Origin of the sequence: Micromonospora taraxaci, assembly GCF_007830095.1 — a bacterium.
GTDB classification, from domain to species: domain Bacteria; phylum Actinomycetota; class Actinomycetes; order Mycobacteriales; family Micromonosporaceae; genus Micromonospora; species Micromonospora taraxaci.
The window spans coordinates 6,190,513-6,211,903 of sequence record NZ_VIWZ01000001.1 but is presented as its reverse complement, the minus strand read 5'-3'; the positions used below and the strand labels follow the sequence as shown (position 1 = coordinate 6,211,903).

Sequence of the window (21,391 nt, the reverse complement as noted above, 5' to 3'; positions counted from 1 at the left end):
TCCCACCGGTGACCGTGCTCGACGCTGCCCACCGTATACGGGCCGCCGCGCCGGGCCGGGGAGACGGTGCTGCCGCTAGGGTCCGGCGTCATGCGTGTGCTGTTCGCCAGTCTTGCGTCAGTCGGTCACACCTATCCGCTGATCCCGCTGGCGGTCGCCGCCCGGGAAGCCGGTCACGAGGTGCACTTCGCCGCCGGCGCGGCCGTACACGAGCCGCTCGCCGCGAACGGCCTGCGACCGTTCCGTCCCGCCGACGCGTTCTACGAGGTGTACGCGGAGGATCTCGAACCGGAGTTGGCGCGACTACGCCCGGATCTGGTGGTGCACGGGTGGGGGTTGCCGGGAGCCGGCGTCGCCGCTCGTCGGGCCGGCATCCCGAGCATCTGGCACGGGTTCGGCCGGATGATCCCCGAGGGCATCGGCCTCGAACTCCCCACCAGGAACCCCGAGGTCGTCGGTCGACCGCACGTCGACATCTGGCCGCCCTCCCTACAGGACGAGACTTTCCTCGCCACGGAACGTCGGATCGAGCTGCGCCCGGTCGCCTTCTCCACACCGGCCCCGCTACCCGCAGGGGTGAGCCGTCGGACGTCTCGGCCGTTGATCTACCTGACCCTTGGCACCGCGTTCGGCACTGCCGAACTGCTCCGTACGGCCATCGCCGGTCTGGCGACGGTGGACGCGCAGGTGGTGGTCGCGGCGGGTCGCGTGCCCCCGGAGCAGCTTGGCGAGATTCCCGACCACGTCACCGTGCGTCAGTGGGTGTCGCAGGCGGAACTGTTGCCGCTCGTCGACGCGGTGGTGCACCACGGCGGCAGTGGCACCACCCTCGGCGCGCTCGCTGTCGGCGTACCGCAGTTGATGCTGCCGCAGGGTGCTGACCAGTTCGCCAATGCCGAGGTGCTCAGCGCCGCCGGTCTCGCCCTGCGGCTCCTCCCCGGGGAGGTGGACGCCCGCGCTGTCGCCGAGCAGGCCCGCCGCCTGCTGTCGCGGCACGCCGCGCAGCGCGAGGCGGCCCGGGACGTCGCCGAGGAGATCGCCCACCTGCCGTCGCCGGCGCTCGTCGCCCGACGACTGCCGGAGTTCGTCGAGTGAGTTCGCCCATGCGTCAACTTCAGGTTGACGAAGGGATCGCGTCAACCTATGGTTGACGCATGACAGAACCTAACCGGATGAGCAACACGGTCAAGCTCGATGACCTGATCCAGGCGATCAAGACGGCGCACACCGACGCCCTGGACCAGCTCACCGATGCGGTCATCGCTGCCGACCACCTCGGTGAGGTCGCCGATCACCTGATCGGTCACTTCGTCGACCAGGCCCGCCGCTCGGGTGCCTCCTGGACCGACATCGGCCGCAGCATGGGCGTCAGCAAGCAGGCCGCCCAGAAGCGCTTCGTGCCGAAGGCCTCCACCGACGCCGCCGCACTCGACCCGAACGCCGGCTTCGGCCGCTTCACCCCCCGGGCCCGCAACGTGGTGATGGCCTCCCAGGAGGAGGCCCGAGCCAGCGGGAACGCCGAGATCGGGCCCGAGCACCTGGTGCTGGGTCTGCTGGCGGAGCCGGAGGCCCTCGCCGCCCGGGTGATGGCTGACCTGGGCGTCACACCCGAGGCGGTGCGGGAGACGGTCGCCGCCGCCCTTCCGCCCCGTGTCGAGCAGGTGCCCGACCTGATTCCGTACGACGCGCGTGGCAAGAAGGCGTTGGAGCTGACCTTCCGGGAGGCGCTGCGCCTCGGGCACAACTACATCGGCACCGAGCACATCCTGCTCGCCCTGCTCGAACAGGAGGACGGCGCCGGCGTGCTGACCAGTCTCGGTCTGGAGAAGGCGGCGGTGGAGGCCGACCTCGCCACCGCCCTCGCCGCCGCGGTCCGCGCCGCAACGAAGAGTGGCGAGGCGGGTTAGGTCACCGCGATCCGTTTCGAGCCGTCCCGCGAGTGGCGATGCCGCTCCGGGACGGTGCGGTCTTCCCGGCCGTCGCCGCGACCGAGGGCCTCGGCAGCGGAGCTAGGTCCGGAAAGGTGCTTATGCGTTTGCGGGTCCTCGCGCTGGATCGCTCTCACCTAGCCTCGGGTCATCGCACGCTCATCCACACAGTTGCCCAGGCGTGCCAGGGGAGCTGCGGTCGTGCCAGCCGACCGCAACGTTGCGATCTGCCCGAAATGTATGGTGACGCGCTGTTGATGATGGGGATTCGATGGCCCGAGCAGATGTCCGAGTGGTGGGTGTCCTCACGACGTTGGTGGCGCTGGCGGGGCTGACCGCCTGCTCCCCGGCAGAGAAACCGGTGCTTGCCCTACGCGTGGTCGACGGGCAACCGGCTCTGGTCATGGCGGAGTGTGCCGAATTCACGGCAGACCGGATCAGCGTCTACACCGTTGACGTCACGCCGGCTCAGAGCTGGACCATCGACCGCAACGGCGGCGGAGAGGTGACGAACGTGACCCTCTTCGAACTGCCTGCGGGTTGGACGCCCGACGAGCAGACGCTCACCGCTTTCGAACCCGGCACTGAATACTCCGTCGCCGCCTACGGGGACCGGCACAACGCCGTCCCCGTCCACTTCACACTGGCCGAGGTGACCGGGCTCGGGCCGGATCGCGTCCTCGTGCACGAGGGCCAGACGCAGCGGAAGGCGGTCACCGAGACCGCCTTCCGCGACAAGGCGAAGAAGGCCTGCTGACGCCGTTGGGTCAGGAGACGTCGGGAAAGCCGTAGCGCAGGGCGTGCTCCGGGTCGGCAGGGTCGATCTGGCGCACGCCCGCGTCGGCGAGGCGCTTGTTGACCTCGTTGAGCTGCTCGCGTACCAGTCGGGCCTCCTCCTCGGTGACCCGACCACGGTGCGGCTTGCCGGCGTGCTCGAGCGTGCCGTAGTCGATCTTCTCGGCGCTCTTGCGGGCCTTGGGCGGCCGGACCCGCTCGGCCGTCTTCAGCAGTTGAGCCATCGGCACGTCGGTGGCCATCGCGTCGAACTCACTGGCGGTCAACACCACCCGGCGGGGCTCGCCGCCGCCGTGTCGGTCGTGGATCTCGACCACCGCCACGTCCAGGGCGGCGTCGTCGATGTTCTCCACCTCGGTCGGCGTGGCGTCCAACTGCACGGGCCCGGCGACCAGGTCCGGGTGCTCCAGCACCACGACGCGGACCACCTCGTCGTCCTGCTGCAGGACCGTGCCGGTGAAGTCGGAGACGTGGATCGTCTTCTTGCCCATGCGCGGAGCTTCTCCTGTCGTAGCCGGGATGCCGGACCACAAGAAATTACCCGACAGGTGTGCGAAAGCCGCCGCTGGTCCTCCCCGGTGTGTCGCCCGCTCAGGAGGCTCAGAGGCTGCCCTTCGGTGCGACCCACTCGGTGGGCTGACCGGTCACGGCGCTGATCCGGTCGTAGTCGGCGTCGTAGTGCAGCACTGTCGCGCCGTGCTGCTCAGCGGTGGCTGCGATGATCAGATCGGGTAGCCGGAAGTGACGGTGCTGACTGTCAGCCGCGAGGACGCGGTGGACCGCCAGGGCTCGGTCCATCGCTGCTGTCGACACATCCATCCAGCGGTGCCCCCGCAGTGCCTGCCAGAGGATTTCGTAACCCTTCGGGTGGGGTGCGCTGTTGAGATATTCGAGGCTGGTCATCTGACAGGCGGCCAGCCGTCCCTCGGCCAACAGTGTCTCGAAGCGCCGCCGAACCGACGGGTGGCGACCCTGTAGGACGTAGACCGAGGTGTCCGCGAGGTAGATCGGCCCGGCCATCAGGCTGCCTCGGTGTCGCGCGCCTGTTCGGCGAGTGAGCCCAGGTCGCGGCCGCCGCCGTGGCGCCAGGCATCGACGGACCCGCTGAAGTCCATCTCCACCTGGTCGAACGCGGCGACGATCTCGCGAGCCTGCCGACGGATGGCGAACGCGTGGAGGGCGGCATTGATGGTGGCCACCTTGGTGTCAGTGCCAAGGACCTCCCGGGCGGCATCCAACCACTCGTCGTTCACGTCCACGGTGATGCGAGTCATGAGGCGAAATATACACCAGTCGGCGCTCTCGTCAGGCACCAGAATGTGCCTTGGTTTGGTGCGTCAGCGGCGGTTCAGGCGATGCCGACTGGAGCTGCCGGCGGGCATCTTGTTCAGCCCGCACCACGACAGGGCTCCAGCGCCGACCGTTCGGGGGTGGCGGTAGCGGGGTTGGGGCGGGATGCCACCGACGGTCTCCGCCGCCTGCCAGAGTCGCTCGGGGTCCTGCTGGTAGTGGTCGTTCGGCTGCATCGGCATGCGTTCACCGTCCCAAACAAAGGTGACCAGGTATGGAAATAGATATGACGGTCGATTTGTCTACCTGGTTCCGCGCACCCACTGCCGGGTCCGGCCCGCATGGTTCGTCCGCCCGACCGCGCCCCCCGGCGTACGGTGATCCACGACGGGCCGGGTGACGGGGGAGGTCTGCATGCTCGACCGGCGGCTCCAACTGCACCTGGCCACCTGGCTCGGCCAGTGGCCGGCCGGGCCGGGGTTGCACGTGGTCGCCTCGCGTCGACGGGCCCAACCGGCCTGGGACGGTCGACTGCGGCCCGCGCTCGCCGTGGACACCGGGCAGAGTGGTGTCCTCTCCGTCGCGCCGGAGCGGGTGGCGGCGATCCGTTCGCTGGTCCGGCGTACGCCGGATCGGCTGCTCGCTGCGCTGCCGGAGGCCGTCGGGCTGCCGGACTGGTGCGTGCACGACGGCCCTTTCCGGTGGAGCGTGGCCCCCGCCCCGCTTCCCGACGTGGGGGAGTGGACAGATCCGACTGCTCCCGGGTTGCCCCCCTGGTTGCGGCTCTTCGACCAGCCGGTGCTGGTGGTCCGTGACCCGGACGGCGCCTACCTGGCGGGTGCCGGCATCAAGCGGCACGACGCGTACGGGCACGAGTTGGCCGTCGGCACGGTGCCGGCCGCCCAGGGGCGCGGCCTCGCCCGCCGACTCGTGGCCCAGGCGGCGCGACGGGTCCTCGACGAGGGGGCGGTGCCGACCTATCTGCACGAGCGGGACAACCACGCCTCCGCCCGGGTGGCCGACGCGGCCGGTTTTCCGGATCGGGGCTGGCGGGCGTACGGGGTCTATCCGCGCTGACCGGCCAGCGGGCCGGTAATGGGCGCGGACCGTGGATCCCGGGCCGGATCCACGGTCCGCAACCTCCCCCCAGGTCCCGGTTCCGGTGCGCCGGTCGCGCCGTGCGCGAACCGGAACATGTCGATCACGCTACGTATCGAACAGGCGTGGGGCAAGGTTTGAGCTGTCGGTTCGGAGTGTCGAAAAGTGGACTTGACCTGCGGCTGAACTGTTCAAGCCGTCTCGACCAACGGTGACGTAGCGTGTAGCACCGGGGTGGGCGTTCCGCTATCGGGTCAGACCGAGCGCCTCGGCCGCCGCTCGCCCGTTGGCGTGGCTCGCCCCGTAGGTGGTGACGAAGGCGCGTACGCCCGTTGGACGCCACTGTGCCGGCCAACCCATCTCCACCACCGTCACGGCGTGCTGCGCGGCCAGTCCGTTGATCAGCTCCGGGCCGCCGGGCAGCCGGTGCAGGTGCCGCCCGACCAGCACGATGGGTCGGTCACCGGCCAGCCCGCGCAGGCTCGACGGGTCGGCCTCGGTGGCGATCACCCGGAGCTCCTGCACCCCGTCGAGGTGTGGGCCGAGGCCCCACGGGACCCGCCCCTCCGCGATCGTCGACTCGGTGTGCAGGTGCACCACAAGCGGTTGGTCCAGGCCGGTGAGCACGCCGTCGACACGGACGGCGCGGCGCGCTGCCGCGTACCCCAGGTCGGTGTCGTCGGTGGTCGTCGACCCGATGGCGGCCCGGGTCCAGGCGGCGAGTTCGGCGGTGCGACCGGCGGCCTCCTCGACCCGCGCGGTCGCCAAGCGGCCGTCGCTGAGCGCGTCGACGATCTCGGCGGCTACCAGCTCGACCAGCTCGGCGTCGACCTTGGCACCGATGCAGAGCAGGTCGGCACCGGCAGCCAGTGCCCGGACGGCGGCCGGACCCACCCCGCCGGCGGCCACCGCCGCGCCCTTCATCTCCAGGGCGTCGGTGATGACGACGCCGGTGAAGCCGTACTCGGCGCGGAGCAGGTCGACCAGGACGGCCCGGCTGAAGGTGGCCGGGTCGCTTCCGGTCAGCGCCGGAACCCGGATGTGCGCGGTCATCACGGCCCGTGCCCCGGCGGCGACGACAGCGGCGAACGGCGGCAGGTCCCGCTGGCGCAGCAGGGTCAGTGGGGCGTCCACGGTGGGCAGCTCATGGTGGGAGTCGGTGACGGTGGCGCCGTGCCCGGGGAAGTGTTTGGCGCAGGCGGCCACGCCGGCAGCCTGCAGGCCGGTGACGGCGGCCGCCGAGTGGGCGGCGACCCGCACCGGATCCGCGCCGAAGGACCGCGTGCCGATCACCGGGTTGTCGTCGGCGGTGTTGACGTCCACCGTCGGGGCGAGGTTGACGGTGATGCCGAGCGCGGCCAGTTCGGCGCCGATCGACTGGTAGACCCGTCGGGTGAGCGCCACGTCACCGATCGCGCCGAGGGCGGCGTTGCCGGGGTACGGGCTGCCGGTGGCGTGTGCCAGCCGGGTCACGTCGCCACCCTCCTCGTCGATGGCGATCAGCACGTCCGGCCGTCCCGCGCGCAGCGCGGCGGTGCTCGCCGCCAGCTGTGCGGGGTCGTGCACGTTGGTGCCGAACAGGGTGTGCCCGGCCAGCCCCTCGGCCAGCAGATCGACCGCCCAGTCCGGCGGTACCGGTCCCGGGTACGCGGCCAGCAACGTGCCCAGCGCCAGCCGGCGCAGTCCTGGATCCAGCCCCACGTGATCTCCCCCTTCGGTGCCCAGCCGGTACGAAACCTCGTACCGGTGGTGGTCTTGGCCCTGCCGACTCGGCCGAGCGTCCCACCGTCGGGTGGCCGTTACGCTACGGCTACCCGTTCGCAGGTCGGTTTACAGTTAGCAAAGTTTACTAAAACTAGAGGACGTGTCATGAGTGCGACCCGGCTACCCGGTACCCCCCGCCTGTTGCGGGCGCTCAACGACCGTGCCGCGCTGGAACTGCTCCTCGAACGCGGCCCGCTGACCAGGGCCCGGCTCGGCGAGCTGACCGGGCTGTCGAAGGTCACCGCTTCGCAACTCGTCGAGCGGCTGGAGGAGCGCGGCCTGGTGACGCGGGTCGGCGAGCAGGCCGGCGGGCGGGGGCCGAACGCCCAGCTCTACGCGGTCCGTCCGAGCAGCGCGCACGTGGTCGGGGTCGACGTCGGGCCGGACCGGGTGGTGGCCGCCTGCGCCGACATCACCGGTGCGGTCATCGGCCGGGTGGAGCAGTCGACCCGGGACACCGACGATCCGGTGGGCGTTGTGCACAACGCCGTGGTGCAGGCCGCGAGCAGCGCCCAGGCCCAGCTGAGCAGCGTGCGGCGGATCGTGCTCGGCACTCCGGGTCTGGTCGACCCGAACACGGGCGACATCACCTTCGCCTTCAACCTGCCGCGCTGGCACAGCGGCCTGCTTGCCGCGCTGCGGGAGGACCTGCACACCCCGGTCGTCTTCGAGAACGACGTCAACCTGGCCGCAGTGGCCGAGGCGCAGTCCGGCGCCGCACAGGGTCTGGCGGATTTCGTGCTGGTCTGGGTGGGTGCCGGTGTCGGCCTGGCGATCATGCTGGGCGGGCGGCTGCACCACGGCAGCAGTGGAGCGGCCGGCGAGATCGGCTATCTGCCGGTGCCCGGCGCGCCCATCCCGCGTGATGTCTCCCGTCGCGCCAAGCCGGCCTTCCAGCAGCTCGTCGGCGCGGATTCGGTGCGGGCGGTGGCCGGTGAGCACGGCTACCCGGACGCCGACGCCGCCGAGGCGGTCCGCGCGGCCGTCGCGGCCGGTGCCGACGGCGGCCCGATGCTCGACGAGTTGGCCCGCCGGCTCGCGATCGGCGTGGCCAGCACCTGCGTTGTGCTCGACCCGCCGCTGGTGGTGCTCGCCGGCGAGGTGGGTCAGGCCGGTGGCGCGGCGCTCGCCGACCGGGTGCAGCAGGAGGTGGCGGCGATCACCCTGGTCCGACCTCGGGTGGTGCCGACCGGGCTGACCGAGGAGCCGATCCTGCACGGCGCGCTGCGCACCGCGCTGGACGCCGTGCGCGACGAGGTGTTCGGCTCCACCGTCGGCTGAGCCCGCTGCGGCGGTCATGTGAAGGAATATTTCACCGCGAGTCTGCGGCTTGCAAGCCCTTGCCGGCCGGTCGGGCCGACCCCTGTGAGGGCCGGCCCGCCGGGTCACGACTCAGATCAGGTCGCGGCGACGGAACACGGCGAACGACGCCGCGATCAACCCACCGGTGAGCACGAGCAGCACCACCAGGGCCGGCCCCCAGGTCAGGCTGTAGGAGCCGTCGCAGTAACCGGTGCCCGAGCTGCCGGGGCAGGTGTCCCAGAACTTCGCCTCGCCGGTGAGCCACGCCCCGACGTGGCTGGAGAGCATGAACCGGTCCGGCCGCCGGGCGTCGATGATCTCCAGAATCAGACGGCCGCCCAACTCCCACACCACCAGGTACGCGGCTGCCGCACCCAGCGCCGCCGACGTGTGCCGACCCAGTGTCGCGATGGCGAAGCCCAACGCGGAGGCCAGCAGCACCAGCACCACGCCACGGAGGTGCACCGCGCCGAGCGAACGCCAGAACTCACCGCTCAGCCGGCCGGGTAGCCCGGCGGTCTGCCCGATCACCCAGAACGTGGCGAGGTAGGCCACCGACGCGATCAGGGCCAGGACCAGCACCATGCCGAGCAGGGTGCCCAACTTGGTCGCGAGCACCGTCAACCGGCGTGGTCGCCAGAGCAGCAGGTTCACCACGCCACCGGAGTTCAGGTCGGCGCCGATGTAGGAGGCGCCGACCAGGAACCCGAACAGCACCAGGAACGCGATGAGGAAGTAGAGCAGCGGCAGCGCCTGGTTGGCGAAGCTGAACACCCCCGGCAGGAAGTCCGCGGCGATCGGCAACCGATCCTGCCGGATCGGGTCGATCTCCGAGCAGTCCTGAGGGAAGTACTGGTCCATGTCGCTCTGCGGAAGCGTGCCGTTCTGTCGCGCCAGGCACTGCTGGTGAGTCACCTCCATTCCCTGCCGCGCCTCGACGGCCTGAGCCCGCGCCGAGTTCATCTCGTCCGCGCTCGGCTTGTGGGAACCCGCCAGGGTGGTCGCCGCCGTGACAGCGAAGGCAAACGCCAGCAGGACGACCATGAGCTGCACGAAGCGACGGGCCGACAGCCGCTCCACCTCGGCACGGACCAGGTTCACGCGTCCACTCCCCGATCGAGATTGATCACAGCATCGCCCTGATCGGCGGACGGCAGGGCAGCGTCGTCGACCTGCCGGGGCACCGACGGATGCTCGTACGCGCCCGTCAACTCCAGGAAGACGCTCTCCAGATCCGGCCGCAGCGGGGTCAGCTCGCCCACCCACAGGCCCTGCTCGCCGAGCGTCCGGCTGACCACCGTCGGGTCACTCACCCCGCTCACCACCAGCGCCTCGCCGTCGACGGCCGCCGTCAGCCCGGCCGCGTGCAGCAGCTCGACAGCGCGCTCGGCCTCGGCCACCCGCACCAGGAACTCGTGCCTGTCGTAACCCGCCAGCACCTCGTCCACCCGGCCGGCCGCCACCCGACGCCCGTGCGAAATGATCGTGACGTGGTCGCAGATCAGCTGGATCTCACCCAGGATGTGACTGGACACCAGCACTGTCACCCCGGCCGCCGCCAGCGACCGCATCAGGTCCCGCATCTCCCGGATGCCCGCCGGGTCCAGCCCGTTCGCCGGCTCGTCCAGGATGAGCAACCGTGGGTCCTTCAGCAGCGCGGACGCCACAGCGAGGCGCTGCTTCATGCCCAGCGAGTAGCCCTTCACCCGCTCGTCGCCACGGTCGCGTAGGCCCACCAGCTCCAGCGCCTCGTCCACCCGCGAGACCGGCACCCCGCCGGCACGCGCCAACAACCGCAGCGTGCGGTAGCCGGTGAAGTTGCCGAAGAACTGCGGACTCTCCACGATGGCGCCGACCTGCCCCGCCACCCTGGGCAGCGACTCCGGCGACGGCGCACCCAGCACCGTCATCCGTCCGCTGTCGGCGCGTACCAGCCCGAGCAGGGCGCGCAGGGTGGTGGTCTTGCCGGAACCGTTGGGGCCCAGGAAGCCGTGGATCTGGCCCTCCTCGACCAGCAGGTCGAACCCGTCCACCGCCACCCGTCGGCCGTTGCGCATGCTGTGGAAGGTCTTGCGCAGACCCTCGATCTCGATGACCGCGCTCATCCGCGCGGCTCCCTACCTCGACGGGGCATGGGTGGTCCTTCAGGTTTGGTGATCAATGACACGGCGCCTCACCCTATGGCCGGGGCGCCGCCCATGGGGGGCGCCGCGTCGCTGCGTGGTTGGATGGAGCGGTGACTGGTGACCTGATCCCCGGCGCTGCCGGCGCCGCGCCTGCCGCCGCCCCCGTCGACCCGGATCTGGTGGTCAGCCTCGACAGCGTGGGCGTACGCCGCTCCGGCACCGCCCTCCTGCAGGACCTGACCTGGCGCGTCGAGCTGGACGAGCGGTGGGTGGTGCTCGGCTCCAACGGTGCCGGCAAAACGACACTTCTCAACCTGGCCGCCGGCCGACTGCACCCCACCACGGGTGTCGCGCACGTGCTCGGCGAACGGATCGGCCGCACCGACGTCAACGAGCTGCGTACCCGCATCGGGCTCACCACCGCCGCGGTCGCCGAGCGACTACCCGCCGACGAGCGGGTCAGCGACGTGGTGGTGACCGCCGCCTGGTCGGTGGTCGGCCGCTGGCGGGAGAACTACGACCGTGGCGACGAGGCGCGGGCCCGGGCGCTGCTGAGCCAGCTCGGTGTCGGCGGGCTCGCCGAACGCCGTTACGGCACCCTCTCCGAGGGGGAACGCAAGCGCGTGCAGATCGCGCGTGCCCTGATGACCGACCCGGAGCTGCTGCTGCTCGACGAGCCCGCCGCCGGGCTCGACCTGGGTGGCCGGGAAGACCTGGTCGCCCGACTGGCCGAGCTGGCGTACGACCCGGACGCCCCCGCGATGGTGCTGGTCACCCACCACGTCGAGGAGATCCCGCCGGGGTTCACCCACGCGCTGCTGCTGCGCGAGGGTGGCGTGGTCGCCCAGGGGCTGCTCGCCGACACCCTCACCGGGGACAACCTCTCCAAGACCTTCGGCCTGCCGCTGGTGGTGGAGCGCTCCGGCGACCGCTACACCGCTCGGGCCGCCTGAGCGACGTCCAGGGCGGAGACGACAGTGCCGCAGACGCGGGTCGCCGTGGTGGGCAGCGCCAACATGGACCTGGTCGCAATGGCGCCCGCGTTGCCGAGACTGGGCGAGACCATGCTCGGCACCGACTTCATGATGGTGCCCGGCGGTAAGGGGGCCAACCAGGCCGTCGCCGCGGCCCGGGCCGGCGCGTCCTGCTCCTTCCTCGGCGCGATCGGCTCGGACGCCTTCGGCGTCACCCTCAAGGCCCGCATCGCGGCGGCCGGGGTGGACACCAGCCACCTTCGGGTGGTCTACGGCACCTCAGGGGTGGCGCTGGTGATGGTGAACGCCCAGGGTGAGAACGCCATCATGGTCACCCCCGGGGCCAACGACGCGCTGGTCGGCCTCACCGAGGACGAGCTGGCCACTGTGTGCGCGGCGGACGTCCTCGTCGCCCAACTGGAGATCCCGGTGTCGACGGTGACGGCCGCCGCGGTGGCCGCCCGCGCCGCCGGCACCCGGGTCATCCTCAACGCCGCCCCGGCCCGCGAACTCCCGCCCGAGCTGCTCGCATCGGTGGACCTGCTGGTCGTCAACGAGGGCGAGGCACGCACGCTCGCCGGTCGAGGTCGGGAAGAGCCCCGGGCGCTGCTCGACCTGACCCCCAGGGCCGTGCTCACCCTCGGAGGTGAGGGCGCCTGGTACGTCGACCGGGACGGCGCCGAGGTGCACGTACCGGCGGTCCGCGTCGACGTGGTCGACTCCACCGCTGCGGGCGACGCGTTCACCGCCGCGCTGGCGGTCGGCTGGGGCGAGGGACGCGACCTGGTCGACGCGGTGCGCTGGGCGTCGGCGGCCGGCGCCGCCTGCGTACGCAAGCTCGGTGCCTCGGTGGCGCTCCCGCAGCGCGCCGAGATCGACGAGCTGTACGCGCCGGCCTGAACCGGTCCGCGCTACGCCGGCCGGTCCGCGCCGACGCGGAAGGCCCTGCGGTACGCCGACGGTGAGGTCAGCATGATCCGGCCGAAGTGGTGCCGGTACGTGACCGGCGTGTCGAAGCCCACCGACCGGGCGACCCGCTCGACCGGGGCGTCCGTCTCCTCCAGGAGGGGCAGGCTGGCCCGGACCCGCTGGTCGATCAGCCAGCGGATCGGGCTGGTCCCGGTGGCCCGTGCGAAGTGCCGCAGGTAGGTACGGGGCGACATGTGCGCGTGCCCGGCGAGCTGGGCGACTGTCAACGGCTCGGCGAGATGGGCGAGTGCCCAGTCGATGCTGGCGGCGATCCGGTCGTCGTCCGGGTCGACGGGCACCGGCGCCTCGACGAACTGGGCCTGCCCGCCGTCGCGGTGCGGCGGGATCACCAGTCGCCGGGCGACCGCGTTGGCGACCGCCGCGCCATGGTCACGCCGGACCACGTGTACGCAGAGGTCCAGCCCAGCGGCGCTGCCGGCACTGGTGAGCAGGTCACCGTCGTCGAGATAGAGCACGTCCGGGTCCACCTCGATCCGCGGGTACCGCCGCGCCAGGAGTTCGGCGTACCGCCAGTGGGTGGTGGCCCGCCGGCCGTCCAGCAGCCCGGCGCCGGCCAGCGCGAACGCGCCCGAGCAGATCGACATGATCCGCGCGCCGCGTCGGTGCGCCCGACGTAGCGCGGTCACCAGCTCCGGTGACGGGTCACCGGTCACGTCCGGGACGCCGGGCACGATCACCGTCCGCGCCGCCGCCAGTTCGGCCAGGCCGTACGGGGTGTGCAGGCTGGCGCCGCCGACCACCGGCACCGGTCCCGGTTGCTCGGCGCAGACCACCAGGTCGTACCACTCGACGCCGAACTCGGGCCGGGGCAGCCCGAACACCTCGGTGACGATGCCCGTCTCGAACACCGACATCCCCGGGTACGCGAGCACGGCGACGCGGTGCGCGGCTGCCGCCCGCCGGGGCGCCGGGAGCAGGAGCGGGTCGGTGGTCGTGGACCCGAGCGGCATGGCGGGATGTTAGCGCAGGACGGCGTATCCGCCACTCGTCCCGGACCGGCCAGCTGGCGAGGATCGGTGTATGACCTTCTCCTTCGCCGTTCCGGCGGCCGACCCGGCCACCGCCGCCGCCCACTTCTCCGCCCGGCTCAGCGTCGAGACCGACGTGAGTGACGTGCACGCCGACCTGTCGGCCCGTACCCCTGCTCTGGTGGTGGTCGACACCAGGGGCGTGGCGGCCTGGACGCAGGGACATCTCCCCGGTGCGGTGCACCTGCCCACCGCCGAGATCGCGACCCACGCGGCGGAGGTCGTCCCGGCCGGCTCGTCGGTGGTGACCTACTGCTGGGGGCCGGGCTGCAACGGCGCAACTCGTGCGGCGCTGGAGTTCGCCCGGCTCGGCTACCGGGTCAAGGAGATGCTCGGTGGGTTCGAGTACTGGGCGCGGGAAGGGCTGCCGGTGGTGACGGCGAGCGGGTTGACCCGTCGCCCGGTCGACGACCTGACCGCCCCGACCACGACGATCACCTGCGACTGCTGATCCCCTGTCCAGGTGGGCGAGGGCTCAGCCGGCGGGCTCGTCGGCGAGCTTCTCGCCGCGTCGGCGCAGCATGCCCAGCCCGGGGATGCCGGCCACGGCGAGCTTGAGGTCACGGGTCACGTCGAGCAGGTCGTGCAGGTCGGGCCCGACCCGGTCGAGGGTGGCCAGGATCGGCAGGATGTCCGCCGTCAGGTGTTGCTTGAGCTTGGGCAGCTCGTCGATCAGGTGGATCGCGGCCGTGATCTCCTCGTGGCTGAGCTGCTCGACGAACCGCTCGGTCATCGGCGCGGCCCGCCGCAGTGCTGGCTCGTACGCCGCCAGCAGCTCGGCCGCGGTGGCGGCGGCCTCCGCCGCGGTGCCTACGGTGGCGGCGGCCCGGCCGGCCACCCCCTCGGCGTTGGCGACCACAGTGGCGGCGGTCCGGGCGACGCGGTCGGCGTCGGCGACCACGACGGCGGCGGCAGTGGCCACCTCGGTGGCGGTGTCGATGGCGGTGGTCGCGGCGGCGCTGATCACGGCGACCTCACGGACCGCCTCCTCGGCGTCGGTGAGCACCTGATCGGTCCGGTCCAGGGTCGTCTCGATCCGGTCGACCACGCCGTTGATCCGCGCCAGCAGCGCCTCCACCCCGTCCAGCACCGCGAACGCGCGGGCGGGCACGGCGGCGAACGAGGCGGCCGAGCCGAGCGCCTGGTCGAGAGCGGAGCGGGTCAGGCCGACCACGGCGGTCGGGGTGGGGAGGGGAATCGCCATGGGGTCAAGTGTGCGTCGGAAGCACCACAACCGCCCGACGGGGCTGGTCGGGGCCCCGGAAGGGCCTACCGACCGGCGCGGGCGACGCGCAGGGCCCACCAGATCAGCGGCACCTGCACCGGCACCCGCCCGTAGGCGATGGCCCGTTTCGCCGGACGCCGGTGCCGCCAGTCCACCGCCATCTTCACGTTGGCGGGCAGCACGGCGACGAAGAGCGCGGCCGCAGCCCGACCGCCGGCCCGTCGGGTGTTCGGATGCGCCACGGCCGCCGCCACCGCCAGCTCGGCGACTCCGCTGGCGTACGTCCAGAAGCGGGCCGGCCCGGGCAGCGTGCGCGGCACGATCGGGTCGTAGAAGCCGGGGCGCACCAGGTGGGTGACGCCAGCGATGGCGAGCAGCCCGGCCAGCGCGGCGGCCTCGCCACGGCGGTTGGTCATCGATGGTCCCCCTGCTGTTCGACGGCACGCTGCACGGCCCGGTAGATCTGGCCGAACCGTAGCGCGTCCGGAGTGCGCAGCAGCAGATCCTCCCGACCATGGTGCTGCACCCACAACTCGTGCACATGGCTGCCGCGCTCGTAGGAGCGGTCCAGCCAACCGAGGGGGATCTCCAGGAACGGCAGCGACACCAGGGCCCCCACCGAGCAGGCGGCGAGGATGATCAAAGCCAGCTTCCAGTTGCCCCGGTCCTGTGCCGACCAGGCCAGTGACAGCACGCAGACCACGGCGACCAGCGGCGGCAGCGAGAGCAGCAGGACCAGGACACCGCGACCCAGCACACGGCCGCGTACGGCGAGGGTCTTCTGCCCCCGTGCGTGCCACACGAACGTCACGTCGGACAGGGCGATCACGTGACCGCCTGCCCGGATCGACTCGGATGTCACCTGCACCGCGTCGTCCCGGTAATAGAGGGTCATCACTAAGCCTAACCACCGGAAGGCAACCTTCGCCCGGCTCATCCCTGGTCGCCCGGGGCCTCGGCGACCCTCGGATCAAGGGGGCGGTGGTGCTGTGGCGGGTCCTTTCGAGCTGAATCGTCTGCGACATCGTCCTCGACCGGGCGCCCGCTCCGCCGGTGTCCGCCGCAGTCGGATTCATCCGGATCGTCATGAGTGACGGCCCGATTCGTTTGCGACATCAGCTCCAAAGGGCCCGCCGGACACCACCACACCCGCGCTGCCGCGGGCGAGCGCGGGCCGAACCGCGGGCGTGCGGGCTAGCGGCGCGTGACGGGGCGGGCCGGTTGGCTGTGCTCGACCGCGCGTTGCACGGCCCGGTAGATCTGCCCGAAGCGCAGCGCGTCGCCGGTGCGCAGCAACCGCACGGGCTGACCGCGCCAGCGGGCCCAGATCTCCAGTTGGCGGCTGCCCCGGGCGTATGAGCGGTCCAGATGTTCGAAGAGGAAGTCGGCGACGGGCCCGACGGCCAGGCCGACCAGCACCGACGCGCCGACGATCGCGATCGTCACGGTGGGGGAGCGGTGCAGCCACACGGCCACGCCGATTCCGAGCACCGCCGCGACCAGCGGACCGGCGAGCGCCGCGCCGATCGCGCCCCGCCCGGCGAGCACGCGCCAGGATCGGGTGCCCCGGCGGTGCCAGATCATGCTGATGTCGGACAGCGCGTAGGTGCGGCCATCGACCCGGACGGTGGTGGAGGTGACCTGCACCGACCTGTCGTCGTAGTACGTCGTCATGGCTGGACTCCCGCCCACGGGGCTGACACCACACTACTTACCCAAACGAGCCGGGTCGTAAGGTTGGCACGCGACTTCGACGAGGAAGTGAGGGCAGCGTGGGCGAGTTCGTTCGGCTGGAGACCACTGACGGCATCGGCACGATCCGGCTGGAGCGGCCGCCGATGAACGCGCTCAACACCCAGGTGCAGGAGGAGTTGCGCGCCGCCGCGACGGCGGCCACCGCCGACCCCGAGGTTCGCGCCGTCATCGTGTACGGCGGGGAGAAGGTCTTCGCCGCCGGTGCGGACATCAAGCAGATGGCCGATATGTCCTATGTCGACATGGCGGACCGGGCTGCGAACCTGTCCAGCGCTCTCGGCGCGATCGCACGGATCCCCAAGCCGGTGGTTGCCGCGATCACCGGGTACGCGCTCGGTGGCGGCTGCGAGTTGGCGCTGGCCTGTGACTGGCGGATCGTGGCCGACGACGCCAAGCTCGGCCAGCCGGAGATCAAGCTCGGCATCATCCCGGGTGCCGGCGGCACCCAGCGGCTGGCCCGCCTGGTCGGCCCGGCCCGCGCCAAGGATCTGATCATGACGGGCCGGATGGTCGACGCCGAGGAGGCGCTGCGGATCGGCCTGGCCGACCAGGTGGTCCCGGCCGCCGAGGTCTACGAGGCCGCTGTCGCCTACGTGAAGCCGTACCTGACGGGTCCGGTGCAGGCGTTGCGCGCGGCGAAGCTGGCGGTCGACGGCGGCCTGGACATGGACCTGAACTCGGGTCTGGCCTGGGAGAGTCAGCTCTTTGCGGCGCTGTTCGCCACCGACGACCGGCGGGAGGGCATGTCGGCCTTCGTGGAGAAGCGCAAGCCGGACTTCACCGGCCGCTGACACGGCTTAGCCGAGAACAGTTCACATTGTTCCTACCGGCCAGTAGCGTGGGGCCCCGGTCAAGAGGAACGAAGGGGAGCGGCGAATGACGGAGCGGATCGAGGGTCACGGCGGCGAGTTGGCGCTCGCGGCCCTACGCGCGCACGGCGTACGGGAGATGTTCACCCTCTCCGGAGGGCACGTCTTCCCGCTCTACGACGCGGCGTACAAGACCGACTTCCCGATCTACGACGTCCGGCACGAGCAGTCCGCGGTCTTCGCCGCCGAGGCGGTGGCCAAGCTGCAGCGTCGTCCCGGCCTCGCCGTGCTCACCGCCGGGCCGGGTGTCACCAACGGCATCTCCGGCATGACCAGCGCGTTCTTCAACGCCTCACCGGTGCTGGTGCTCGGTGGCCGCGCGCCCGCGTTCCGCTGGGGTTCCGGCAGCCTCCAGGAGATGGACCACCTCCCGCTGGTCGCCCCGGTCACCAAGCACGCCGAGACGGTGTTCAGCACCGACGACATCCCGCGCGCGGTGGGTGCGGCGCTCAACGCCGCGCTCACCCCGCACCGCGGCCCGGCCTTCCTCGACTTCCCGCTCGAGACGGTCTTCTCGGTCGCCGAGGCGGACCTGCCCGCCGCGACCGGCGTCGACCCGATCGCACCGGACCCGGAGGAGGTCGGCCGCGCCGCCCTGCTCATCGCCGGGGCGCAGCGACCGGTCATCATCGCCGGCTCCGACGTGTACGCGGGCGACGCGGTCGCCGCGCTGCGCGAGGCGGCGGAGGCGTTGCAGGTCCCGGTCTTCACCAACGGGATGGGCCGCGGCTCGCTTCCGCCGACGCACCCGCTCGCGTTCGCCAAGGCCCGCCGGGCCGCGCTCTCCGGCGCCGACGTGGTCGTGGTGGTGGGCACCCCGCTGGACTTCCGCCTCAGCTTCGGTGACTTCGGCGACGCCAAGGTGGTGCACATCGTCGACGCGCCCAGCCAGCGGGCGACGCACGTGCAGCCGGCCGCCGCCCCCGCCGGCGACCTGCGCCTGATCCTCTCCGCGCTGGCCGACCACGCCGGTGACCGGACCGACCACGCCGACTGGATCGCCGACCTGCGCGTCGCCGAGGACGCGGCGAAGGCACGCGACGCCGCCGAGATGGCCGCCGAGACCGACCCGATCCGTCCGGCGCGGATCTACGGCGAGCTGCGTCGGGTGCTGGCCCCGGACGCGATCACCATCGGCGACGGTGGCGACTTCGTGTCGTACGCCGGGCGGTACCTGGAGCCGTCGCAGCCCGGCACCTGGCTGGACCCGGGCCCGTACGGCTGCCTGGGCACCGGCATGGGTTACGCGATGGGCGCCCGGGTCAGTCACCCGGACCGGCAGATCTGCGTGCTGATGGGCGACGGCGCGGCCGGCTTCTCGCTGATGGACGTCGAGTCGCTGGTCCGCCAGAAGCTGCCGGTGGTGATCGTCGTCGGCAACAACGGCATCTGGGGGTTGGAGAAGCACCCGATGCGCGCGATGTACGGCTACGACGTGGCCGCCGACCTCCAGCCGGAGCTGCGCTACGACACGGTGGTCAGCGCGCTCGGCGGTGCGGGGGAGACGGTCGCCAAGGCGGCGGACCTCGGTCCGGCCCTGCAGCGGGCGTTCGACGCCGGAGTGCCGTACCTGGTCAACGTGCTCACCGACCCGACCGACGCGTACCCCCGGTCGTCGAACCTGGCCTGAGTCGCACCCGCCGCCGTCGCTCCCTGAGGGGGCGGCGGCGGCGCGCTCACACCTCCGGCCGGTCACCCTCGCGGGGCGGCTCACCGTCGCGGCGGCGCAGGTCGTCCTCGCGGCGGCGCAGGTCGTCCTCCCAGCGGCGGAAGAGTTCCTCGTCCTGTTCCTTGGCGCGCTCCTGCACGGAACGCAGGAACTCCGGGTCGTCGTCGGGGGCGACCGTGCGGGGGCGCTGCCGCTCGGGCGAGCCGGTGCCGCCCAGCCAGCCCTTGCGGGCGCTGGGGCTGGCCTCCCGGCCGGCGAGGAACCAGGCGATCGAGCCGATCAGCGGAAAGAACAAGATGATCAGCACCCAGGCGATCCGGGGCAGGGCACGGATCTGGCCCTCCTCGGCGGAGAGGCAGCTGATCAGCGCGCAGACCGCGAGGACGATCTGCACCAGGAAGAGGAGTACGCCAAGCCGGGCCATGCACCCATCATGACGCACCGTTTCCCGTCACCACAGTCCGCGGAGCGCCAGCAGCACTCCCAGTAGTGCGAGGCCTACCGTGCCGAACGCGACCAGGGGCAGCGTCCAGCCGCCGGTGCGGGCTGGTCCGGTGCCGGTGGCCCGGGGCCAGCAGAGCATCAGCAGGGCGCCCCACACCACCACGGCGACACCGGCGATCAGCGCCCCGACCGGGTCTCCGGTCGACGCCAGCCGCACGGCGAGCGCGGTCACCACCGTCGCCGTGAGCAGGGTCCGCCGCCAGGCCAGCCGGGTCCGCTCCGGTTGCAGCCCGGGGTCGCGTCCGGTGCTCATCGGCCGCCGACGGCCCGGATCAGGACGGCGATTACCAGCAGCACCGCCCCGGCGCCGACGGCGATGGCGAGGATGGCGGGGAACCGCGACGCGGGCAGCTCCTCACCGAGCCGGATGGCCCGCTCGGTGCGTGCCCAGTGGTCCACGGCGCGGATCGCGACCACCCCGCCGAGCAGCAGCAGTGTCACCGCGATCACCTCCCGCAGGTGGCTCATCGGCAGGGGTGGCAGGAACTGCGCGGCGGCCAACCCGCCGCCGACCAGCGCCAGCCCGGTTCGCAGCCAGGCCAGGAAGGTTCGCTCGTTGGCCAGGGAGAACCGGTAGTCCGGAGTCTCACCGACCGAGCGCAGCTCCGCCGGGTCGAACCACCGCCTGATCGCCTCCCACACAGTGGGAGAATATCCACTTCCCATGCCGCTTAGCCTGGGCCGGTGACTGATCTCGACGTAATGACGCTGCGCGACGCCTACGACAACCAGCTCCGCCCGGAGATCCCCGACCCGGTTCCGGCCGGGGTGACTGTGGAGCGGGACGGGCCGCTGGTCCGGATCATCGGGCTCGACGCCGGCGGGTTCCTTACGTACCGCAACCTGGGCGGGCTGACCGGTGACGCGCTGGACGAGCTGATCGCCCGGCAGGTGCAGTTGTTCCGTGAGCGTGGCCAGTCGGTCGAGTGGAAGCTCAACGAGCACGACGAACCGGCCGACCTGGCGGACCGGCTGCGCGCCGCCGGCTTCGTCCCGGAGGACCGCGAGACCGTCGTGGTCGGGCCGGTCGCCCCGCTGGCCGCCGCGCTGCCGGTCGTTCCCGAGGGGGTACGCCTGCGTGAGGTGACCGCCCGGGAGGACCTGGAGCGGATCGCCGCCATGGAGGAGGAGGTCTGGCAGGCGGACCGTTCGCACCTCGTGACGGGTCTGGCCAAGGAGATCGACGCCGACCCGAACTCGATCACCGTGGTGGTGGCCGAGACGGATGAGATGGTGGTGAGCGCCGGCTGGGTGCGGTTCCCGGCGAACACCGGCTTCGCCACGCTGTGGGGTGGCTCGACGCTGCCGCAGTGGCGGCGCAAGGGCATCTACCGGGGGTTGGTCAACTACCGGGCGCGGCTGGCCGAGCAGCGGGGCCGGACGCTCATGCAGGTCGACTGTTCCGAGGACAGCCGGCCGATCCTCCAGCGGCTCGGCCTCGTCCCGGTCACCACCACCACCCCGTACGTCTACACTCCGTGATCATGGAGCAGCGGTTGACGGACGAGGAGCGCCTGACCATCAAGACCGGTGCCTTCGGTGCTGTCTTCCTGGTCTCCAACGCCGACCCGGGGGTGCTGGGGGTGATCCGGGAGAGCATCGCCGCGTCCGGCGCGCTCGCCGACGCCAGCGGGGCGATCAAGGAGGCGCTGACCACCGGCCCGTTGCCGCGGCTTCCCCGGGACTCGCAGTTGGAGATCGAGTCGGTGGTGCTGCCGGCGTTGCGTCAGGCGGTGCTGATCCTGCGCGAGAAGTCACCGCCGGACGTGGAGGCGTACCGGTCGGTGGTGCTGGCCGCGGCGGACCGGGTGGCCCGGGCGCACGACGGGGTCGCACCGGCCGAGGCGGCGGCCATCGACCAGATCCGGGTTGCGCTGGCCGAGCCGGCCTGACCGGCCCGGCGTCGGTGAGCTGTGTCACCCTGTGTGCCTCGGGAGCGCAACCTACTGGCAGGTAACATTGCCTCGTGGGAAACCGCACAGCAGCCCGCGGTTGACCTGGCGTCGACCGACGCGCGACGCTGCGCCCCATACCGGGCGAGCGAATCGCAACACCACACAGGAGGGTCGTCGAA

27 protein-coding genes are annotated in these 21,391 nt (G+C 71.9%); 12 read left to right on the top strand and 15 right to left on the bottom strand.

Annotation, left to right across the window (positions count from 1 at the left end; all coding sequences use genetic code 11):
* Positions 1-90: 90 nt before the first annotated feature.
* From FHU34_RS28110 to FHU34_RS28100, 3 genes are all read left to right on the top strand, one after another.
* A complete protein-coding gene (locus FHU34_RS28110; RefSeq protein ID WP_145785206.1) occupies positions 91-1,095 on the top strand; it encodes a glycosyltransferase in 1,005 nt (334 codons plus the stop codon).
* A gap of 59 nt (positions 1,096-1,154) precedes the next feature.
* Positions 1,155-1,907 carry a Clp protease N-terminal domain-containing protein gene (locus tag FHU34_RS28105; protein WP_145785205.1) on the top strand — a complete coding sequence of 251 codons (753 nt, stop codon included), beginning with the start codon at positions 1,155-1,157 and terminating at the stop codon, positions 1,905-1,907.
* A gap of 292 nt (positions 1,908-2,199) precedes the next feature.
* A complete protein-coding gene (locus FHU34_RS28100) occupies positions 2,200-2,685 on the top strand; it encodes a hypothetical protein (RefSeq protein WP_145785204.1) in 486 nt (161 codons plus the stop codon).
* A 10-nt stretch (positions 2,686-2,695) separates the two neighbouring features.
* Here FHU34_RS28100 and FHU34_RS28095 read toward each other — a convergent pair whose 3' ends face one another.
* The 4 genes from FHU34_RS28095 to FHU34_RS28080 form a co-directional block, all read right to left on the bottom strand.
* On the bottom strand, positions 2,696-3,214 hold the full coding sequence (locus FHU34_RS28095) for a hypothetical protein (protein WP_145785203.1): 519 nt from the start codon (positions 3,212-3,214) through the stop codon (positions 2,696-2,698).
* Between the two features lie 109 nt (positions 3,215-3,323).
* Positions 3,324-3,743 carry a PIN domain nuclease gene (locus tag FHU34_RS28090; RefSeq protein WP_145785202.1) on the bottom strand — a complete coding sequence of 140 codons (420 nt, stop codon included), beginning with the start codon at positions 3,741-3,743 and terminating at the stop codon, positions 3,324-3,326.
* Positions 3,743-3,997: a type II toxin-antitoxin system VapB family antitoxin gene (locus FHU34_RS28085; protein ID WP_145785201.1), complete on the bottom strand. Its 255-nt coding sequence runs from the start codon at positions 3,995-3,997 to the stop codon at positions 3,743-3,745. The genes FHU34_RS28090 and FHU34_RS28085 overlap by 1 nt, the downstream gene beginning before the upstream one ends.
* A gap of 63 nt (positions 3,998-4,060) precedes the next feature.
* Positions 4,061-4,255, bottom strand: coding sequence for a DNA repair protein (locus FHU34_RS28080; protein ID WP_145785200.1), 195 nt, complete (start codon positions 4,253-4,255; stop codon positions 4,061-4,063).
* Between the two features lie 172 nt (positions 4,256-4,427).
* Here FHU34_RS28080 and FHU34_RS28075 point away from each other — a divergent pair, with 172 nt between their 5' ends.
* Complete coding sequence (locus FHU34_RS28075) at positions 4,428-5,090, top strand: GNAT family N-acetyltransferase (protein WP_145785199.1); 663 nt, start codon at positions 4,428-4,430, stop codon at positions 5,088-5,090.
* A 267-nt stretch (positions 5,091-5,357) separates the two neighbouring features.
* On the opposite strand, the gene FHU34_RS28070 is transcribed toward FHU34_RS28075, so the two are convergent.
* Positions 5,358-6,812: a glycoside hydrolase family 3 N-terminal domain-containing protein gene (locus FHU34_RS28070; RefSeq protein WP_145785198.1), complete on the bottom strand. Its 1,455-nt coding sequence runs from the start codon at positions 6,810-6,812 to the stop codon at positions 5,358-5,360.
* Positions 6,813-6,980: 168 nt separating this feature from the next.
* Here FHU34_RS28070 and FHU34_RS28065 point away from each other — a divergent pair, with 168 nt between their 5' ends.
* The gene (locus FHU34_RS28065) at positions 6,981-8,156 is read left to right on the top strand and encodes an ROK family transcriptional regulator (RefSeq protein WP_145785197.1); all 1,176 of its coding nucleotides are present in this window, start codon (positions 6,981-6,983) and stop codon (positions 8,154-8,156) included.
* Positions 8,157-8,267: 111 nt separating this feature from the next.
* Here the strand turns inward: FHU34_RS28065 and FHU34_RS28060 are convergent, their stop codons facing one another.
* Together FHU34_RS28060 and FHU34_RS28055 are read right to left on the bottom strand one after the other, a co-directional pair.
* Positions 8,268-9,278, bottom strand: a complete 1,011-nt coding sequence (locus FHU34_RS28060) for an ABC transporter permease subunit (protein ID WP_145785196.1) — start codon at positions 9,276-9,278, stop codon at positions 8,268-8,270.
* Positions 9,275-10,282 carry an ABC transporter ATP-binding protein gene (locus FHU34_RS28055; RefSeq protein ID WP_145785195.1) on the bottom strand — a complete coding sequence of 336 codons (1,008 nt, stop codon included), beginning with the start codon at positions 10,280-10,282 and terminating at the stop codon, positions 9,275-9,277. Before FHU34_RS28055 ends, FHU34_RS28060 begins: the two co-directional genes overlap by 4 nt.
* Before the next feature lie 131 nt (positions 10,283-10,413).
* Here FHU34_RS28055 and FHU34_RS28050 point away from each other — a divergent pair, with 131 nt between their 5' ends.
* On the top strand, positions 10,414-11,256 hold the full coding sequence (locus FHU34_RS28050; protein ID WP_145785194.1) for an ABC transporter ATP-binding protein: 843 nt from the start codon (positions 10,414-10,416) through the stop codon (positions 11,254-11,256).
* A gap of 24 nt (positions 11,257-11,280) precedes the next feature.
* Entirely contained in the window at positions 11,281-12,177 is an 897-nt protein-coding gene (locus FHU34_RS28045; RefSeq protein WP_145785193.1) for a ribokinase, read from the top strand.
* Between the two features lie 11 nt (positions 12,178-12,188).
* Here the strand turns inward: FHU34_RS28045 and ftrA are convergent, their stop codons facing one another.
* Positions 12,189-13,217, bottom strand: a complete 1,029-nt coding sequence (gene ftrA / locus FHU34_RS28040; RefSeq protein WP_145785192.1) for a transcriptional regulator FtrA — start codon at positions 13,215-13,217, stop codon at positions 12,189-12,191.
* A gap of 70 nt (positions 13,218-13,287) precedes the next feature.
* On the opposite strand from ftrA, the gene FHU34_RS28035 reads away from it, so the two are divergent.
* Positions 13,288-13,746: a rhodanese-like domain-containing protein gene (locus tag FHU34_RS28035; RefSeq protein WP_145785191.1), complete on the top strand. Its 459-nt coding sequence runs from the start codon at positions 13,288-13,290 to the stop codon at positions 13,744-13,746.
* Positions 13,747-13,770: 24 nt separating this feature from the next.
* Here the strand turns inward: FHU34_RS28035 and FHU34_RS28030 are convergent, their stop codons facing one another.
* The 4 genes from FHU34_RS28030 to FHU34_RS28015 all read right to left on the bottom strand — a co-directional run bounded on the left by FHU34_RS28030 (position 13,771) and on the right by FHU34_RS28015 (position 16,194).
* Positions 13,771-14,499, bottom strand: coding sequence for a hypothetical protein (locus FHU34_RS28030; protein WP_145785190.1), 729 nt, complete (start codon positions 14,497-14,499; stop codon positions 13,771-13,773).
* Between the two features lie 65 nt (positions 14,500-14,564).
* Positions 14,565-14,936: a DoxX family protein gene (locus FHU34_RS28025; protein ID WP_145785189.1), complete on the bottom strand. Its 372-nt coding sequence runs from the start codon at positions 14,934-14,936 to the stop codon at positions 14,565-14,567.
* Entirely contained in the window at positions 14,933-15,415 is a 483-nt protein-coding gene (locus FHU34_RS28020; RefSeq protein WP_145785188.1) for a DUF6232 family protein, read from the bottom strand. Before FHU34_RS28020 ends, FHU34_RS28025 begins: the two co-directional genes overlap by 4 nt.
* A 299-nt stretch (positions 15,416-15,714) precedes the next feature.
* A complete protein-coding gene (locus FHU34_RS28015; protein ID WP_145785187.1) occupies positions 15,715-16,194 on the bottom strand; it encodes a DUF6232 family protein in 480 nt (159 codons plus the stop codon).
* Between the two features lie 98 nt (positions 16,195-16,292).
* On the opposite strand from FHU34_RS28015, the gene FHU34_RS28010 reads away from it, so the two are divergent.
* Positions 16,293-17,066: an enoyl-CoA hydratase-related protein gene (locus FHU34_RS28010; protein WP_145785186.1), complete on the top strand. Its 774-nt coding sequence runs from the start codon at positions 16,293-16,295 to the stop codon at positions 17,064-17,066.
* Between the two features lie 85 nt (positions 17,067-17,151).
* Complete coding sequence (locus tag FHU34_RS28005; protein ID WP_145785185.1) at positions 17,152-18,774, top strand: acetolactate synthase; 1,623 nt, start codon at positions 17,152-17,154, stop codon at positions 18,772-18,774.
* Positions 18,775-18,820: 46 nt separating this feature from the next.
* Here FHU34_RS28005 and FHU34_RS28000 read toward each other — a convergent pair whose 3' ends face one another.
* The 3 genes from FHU34_RS28000 to FHU34_RS27990 are packed head-to-tail and all read right to left on the bottom strand — an operon-like array spanning position 18,821 to position 19,959.
* Positions 18,821-19,237: a PLD nuclease N-terminal domain-containing protein gene (locus FHU34_RS28000; RefSeq protein ID WP_145785184.1), complete on the bottom strand. Its 417-nt coding sequence runs from the start codon at positions 19,235-19,237 to the stop codon at positions 18,821-18,823.
* A gap of 27 nt (positions 19,238-19,264) precedes the next feature.
* Positions 19,265-19,570: a DUF202 domain-containing protein gene (locus FHU34_RS27995; RefSeq protein WP_145785183.1), complete on the bottom strand. Its 306-nt coding sequence runs from the start codon at positions 19,568-19,570 to the stop codon at positions 19,265-19,267.
* Positions 19,567-19,959 carry a YidH family protein gene (locus FHU34_RS27990; RefSeq protein WP_145785838.1) on the bottom strand — a complete coding sequence of 131 codons (393 nt, stop codon included), beginning with the start codon at positions 19,957-19,959 and terminating at the stop codon, positions 19,567-19,569. The genes FHU34_RS27995 and FHU34_RS27990 overlap by 4 nt, the downstream gene beginning before the upstream one ends.
* Before the next feature lie 42 nt (positions 19,960-20,001).
* On the opposite strand from FHU34_RS27990, the gene FHU34_RS27985 reads away from it, so the two are divergent.
* Both FHU34_RS27985 and FHU34_RS27980 read left to right on the top strand, forming a co-directional pair.
* Positions 20,002-20,799, top strand: a complete 798-nt coding sequence (locus FHU34_RS27985; protein ID WP_145785182.1) for a GNAT family N-acetyltransferase — start codon at positions 20,002-20,004, stop codon at positions 20,797-20,799.
* Positions 20,796-21,209 (top strand): hypothetical protein, encoded by a 414-nt coding sequence (locus FHU34_RS27980; protein ID WP_208745092.1) that lies wholly within the window; start codon positions 20,796-20,798, stop codon positions 21,207-21,209. The genes FHU34_RS27985 and FHU34_RS27980 overlap by 4 nt, the downstream gene beginning before the upstream one ends.
* The last annotated feature ends 182 nt before the right edge of the window (positions 21,210-21,391 follow it).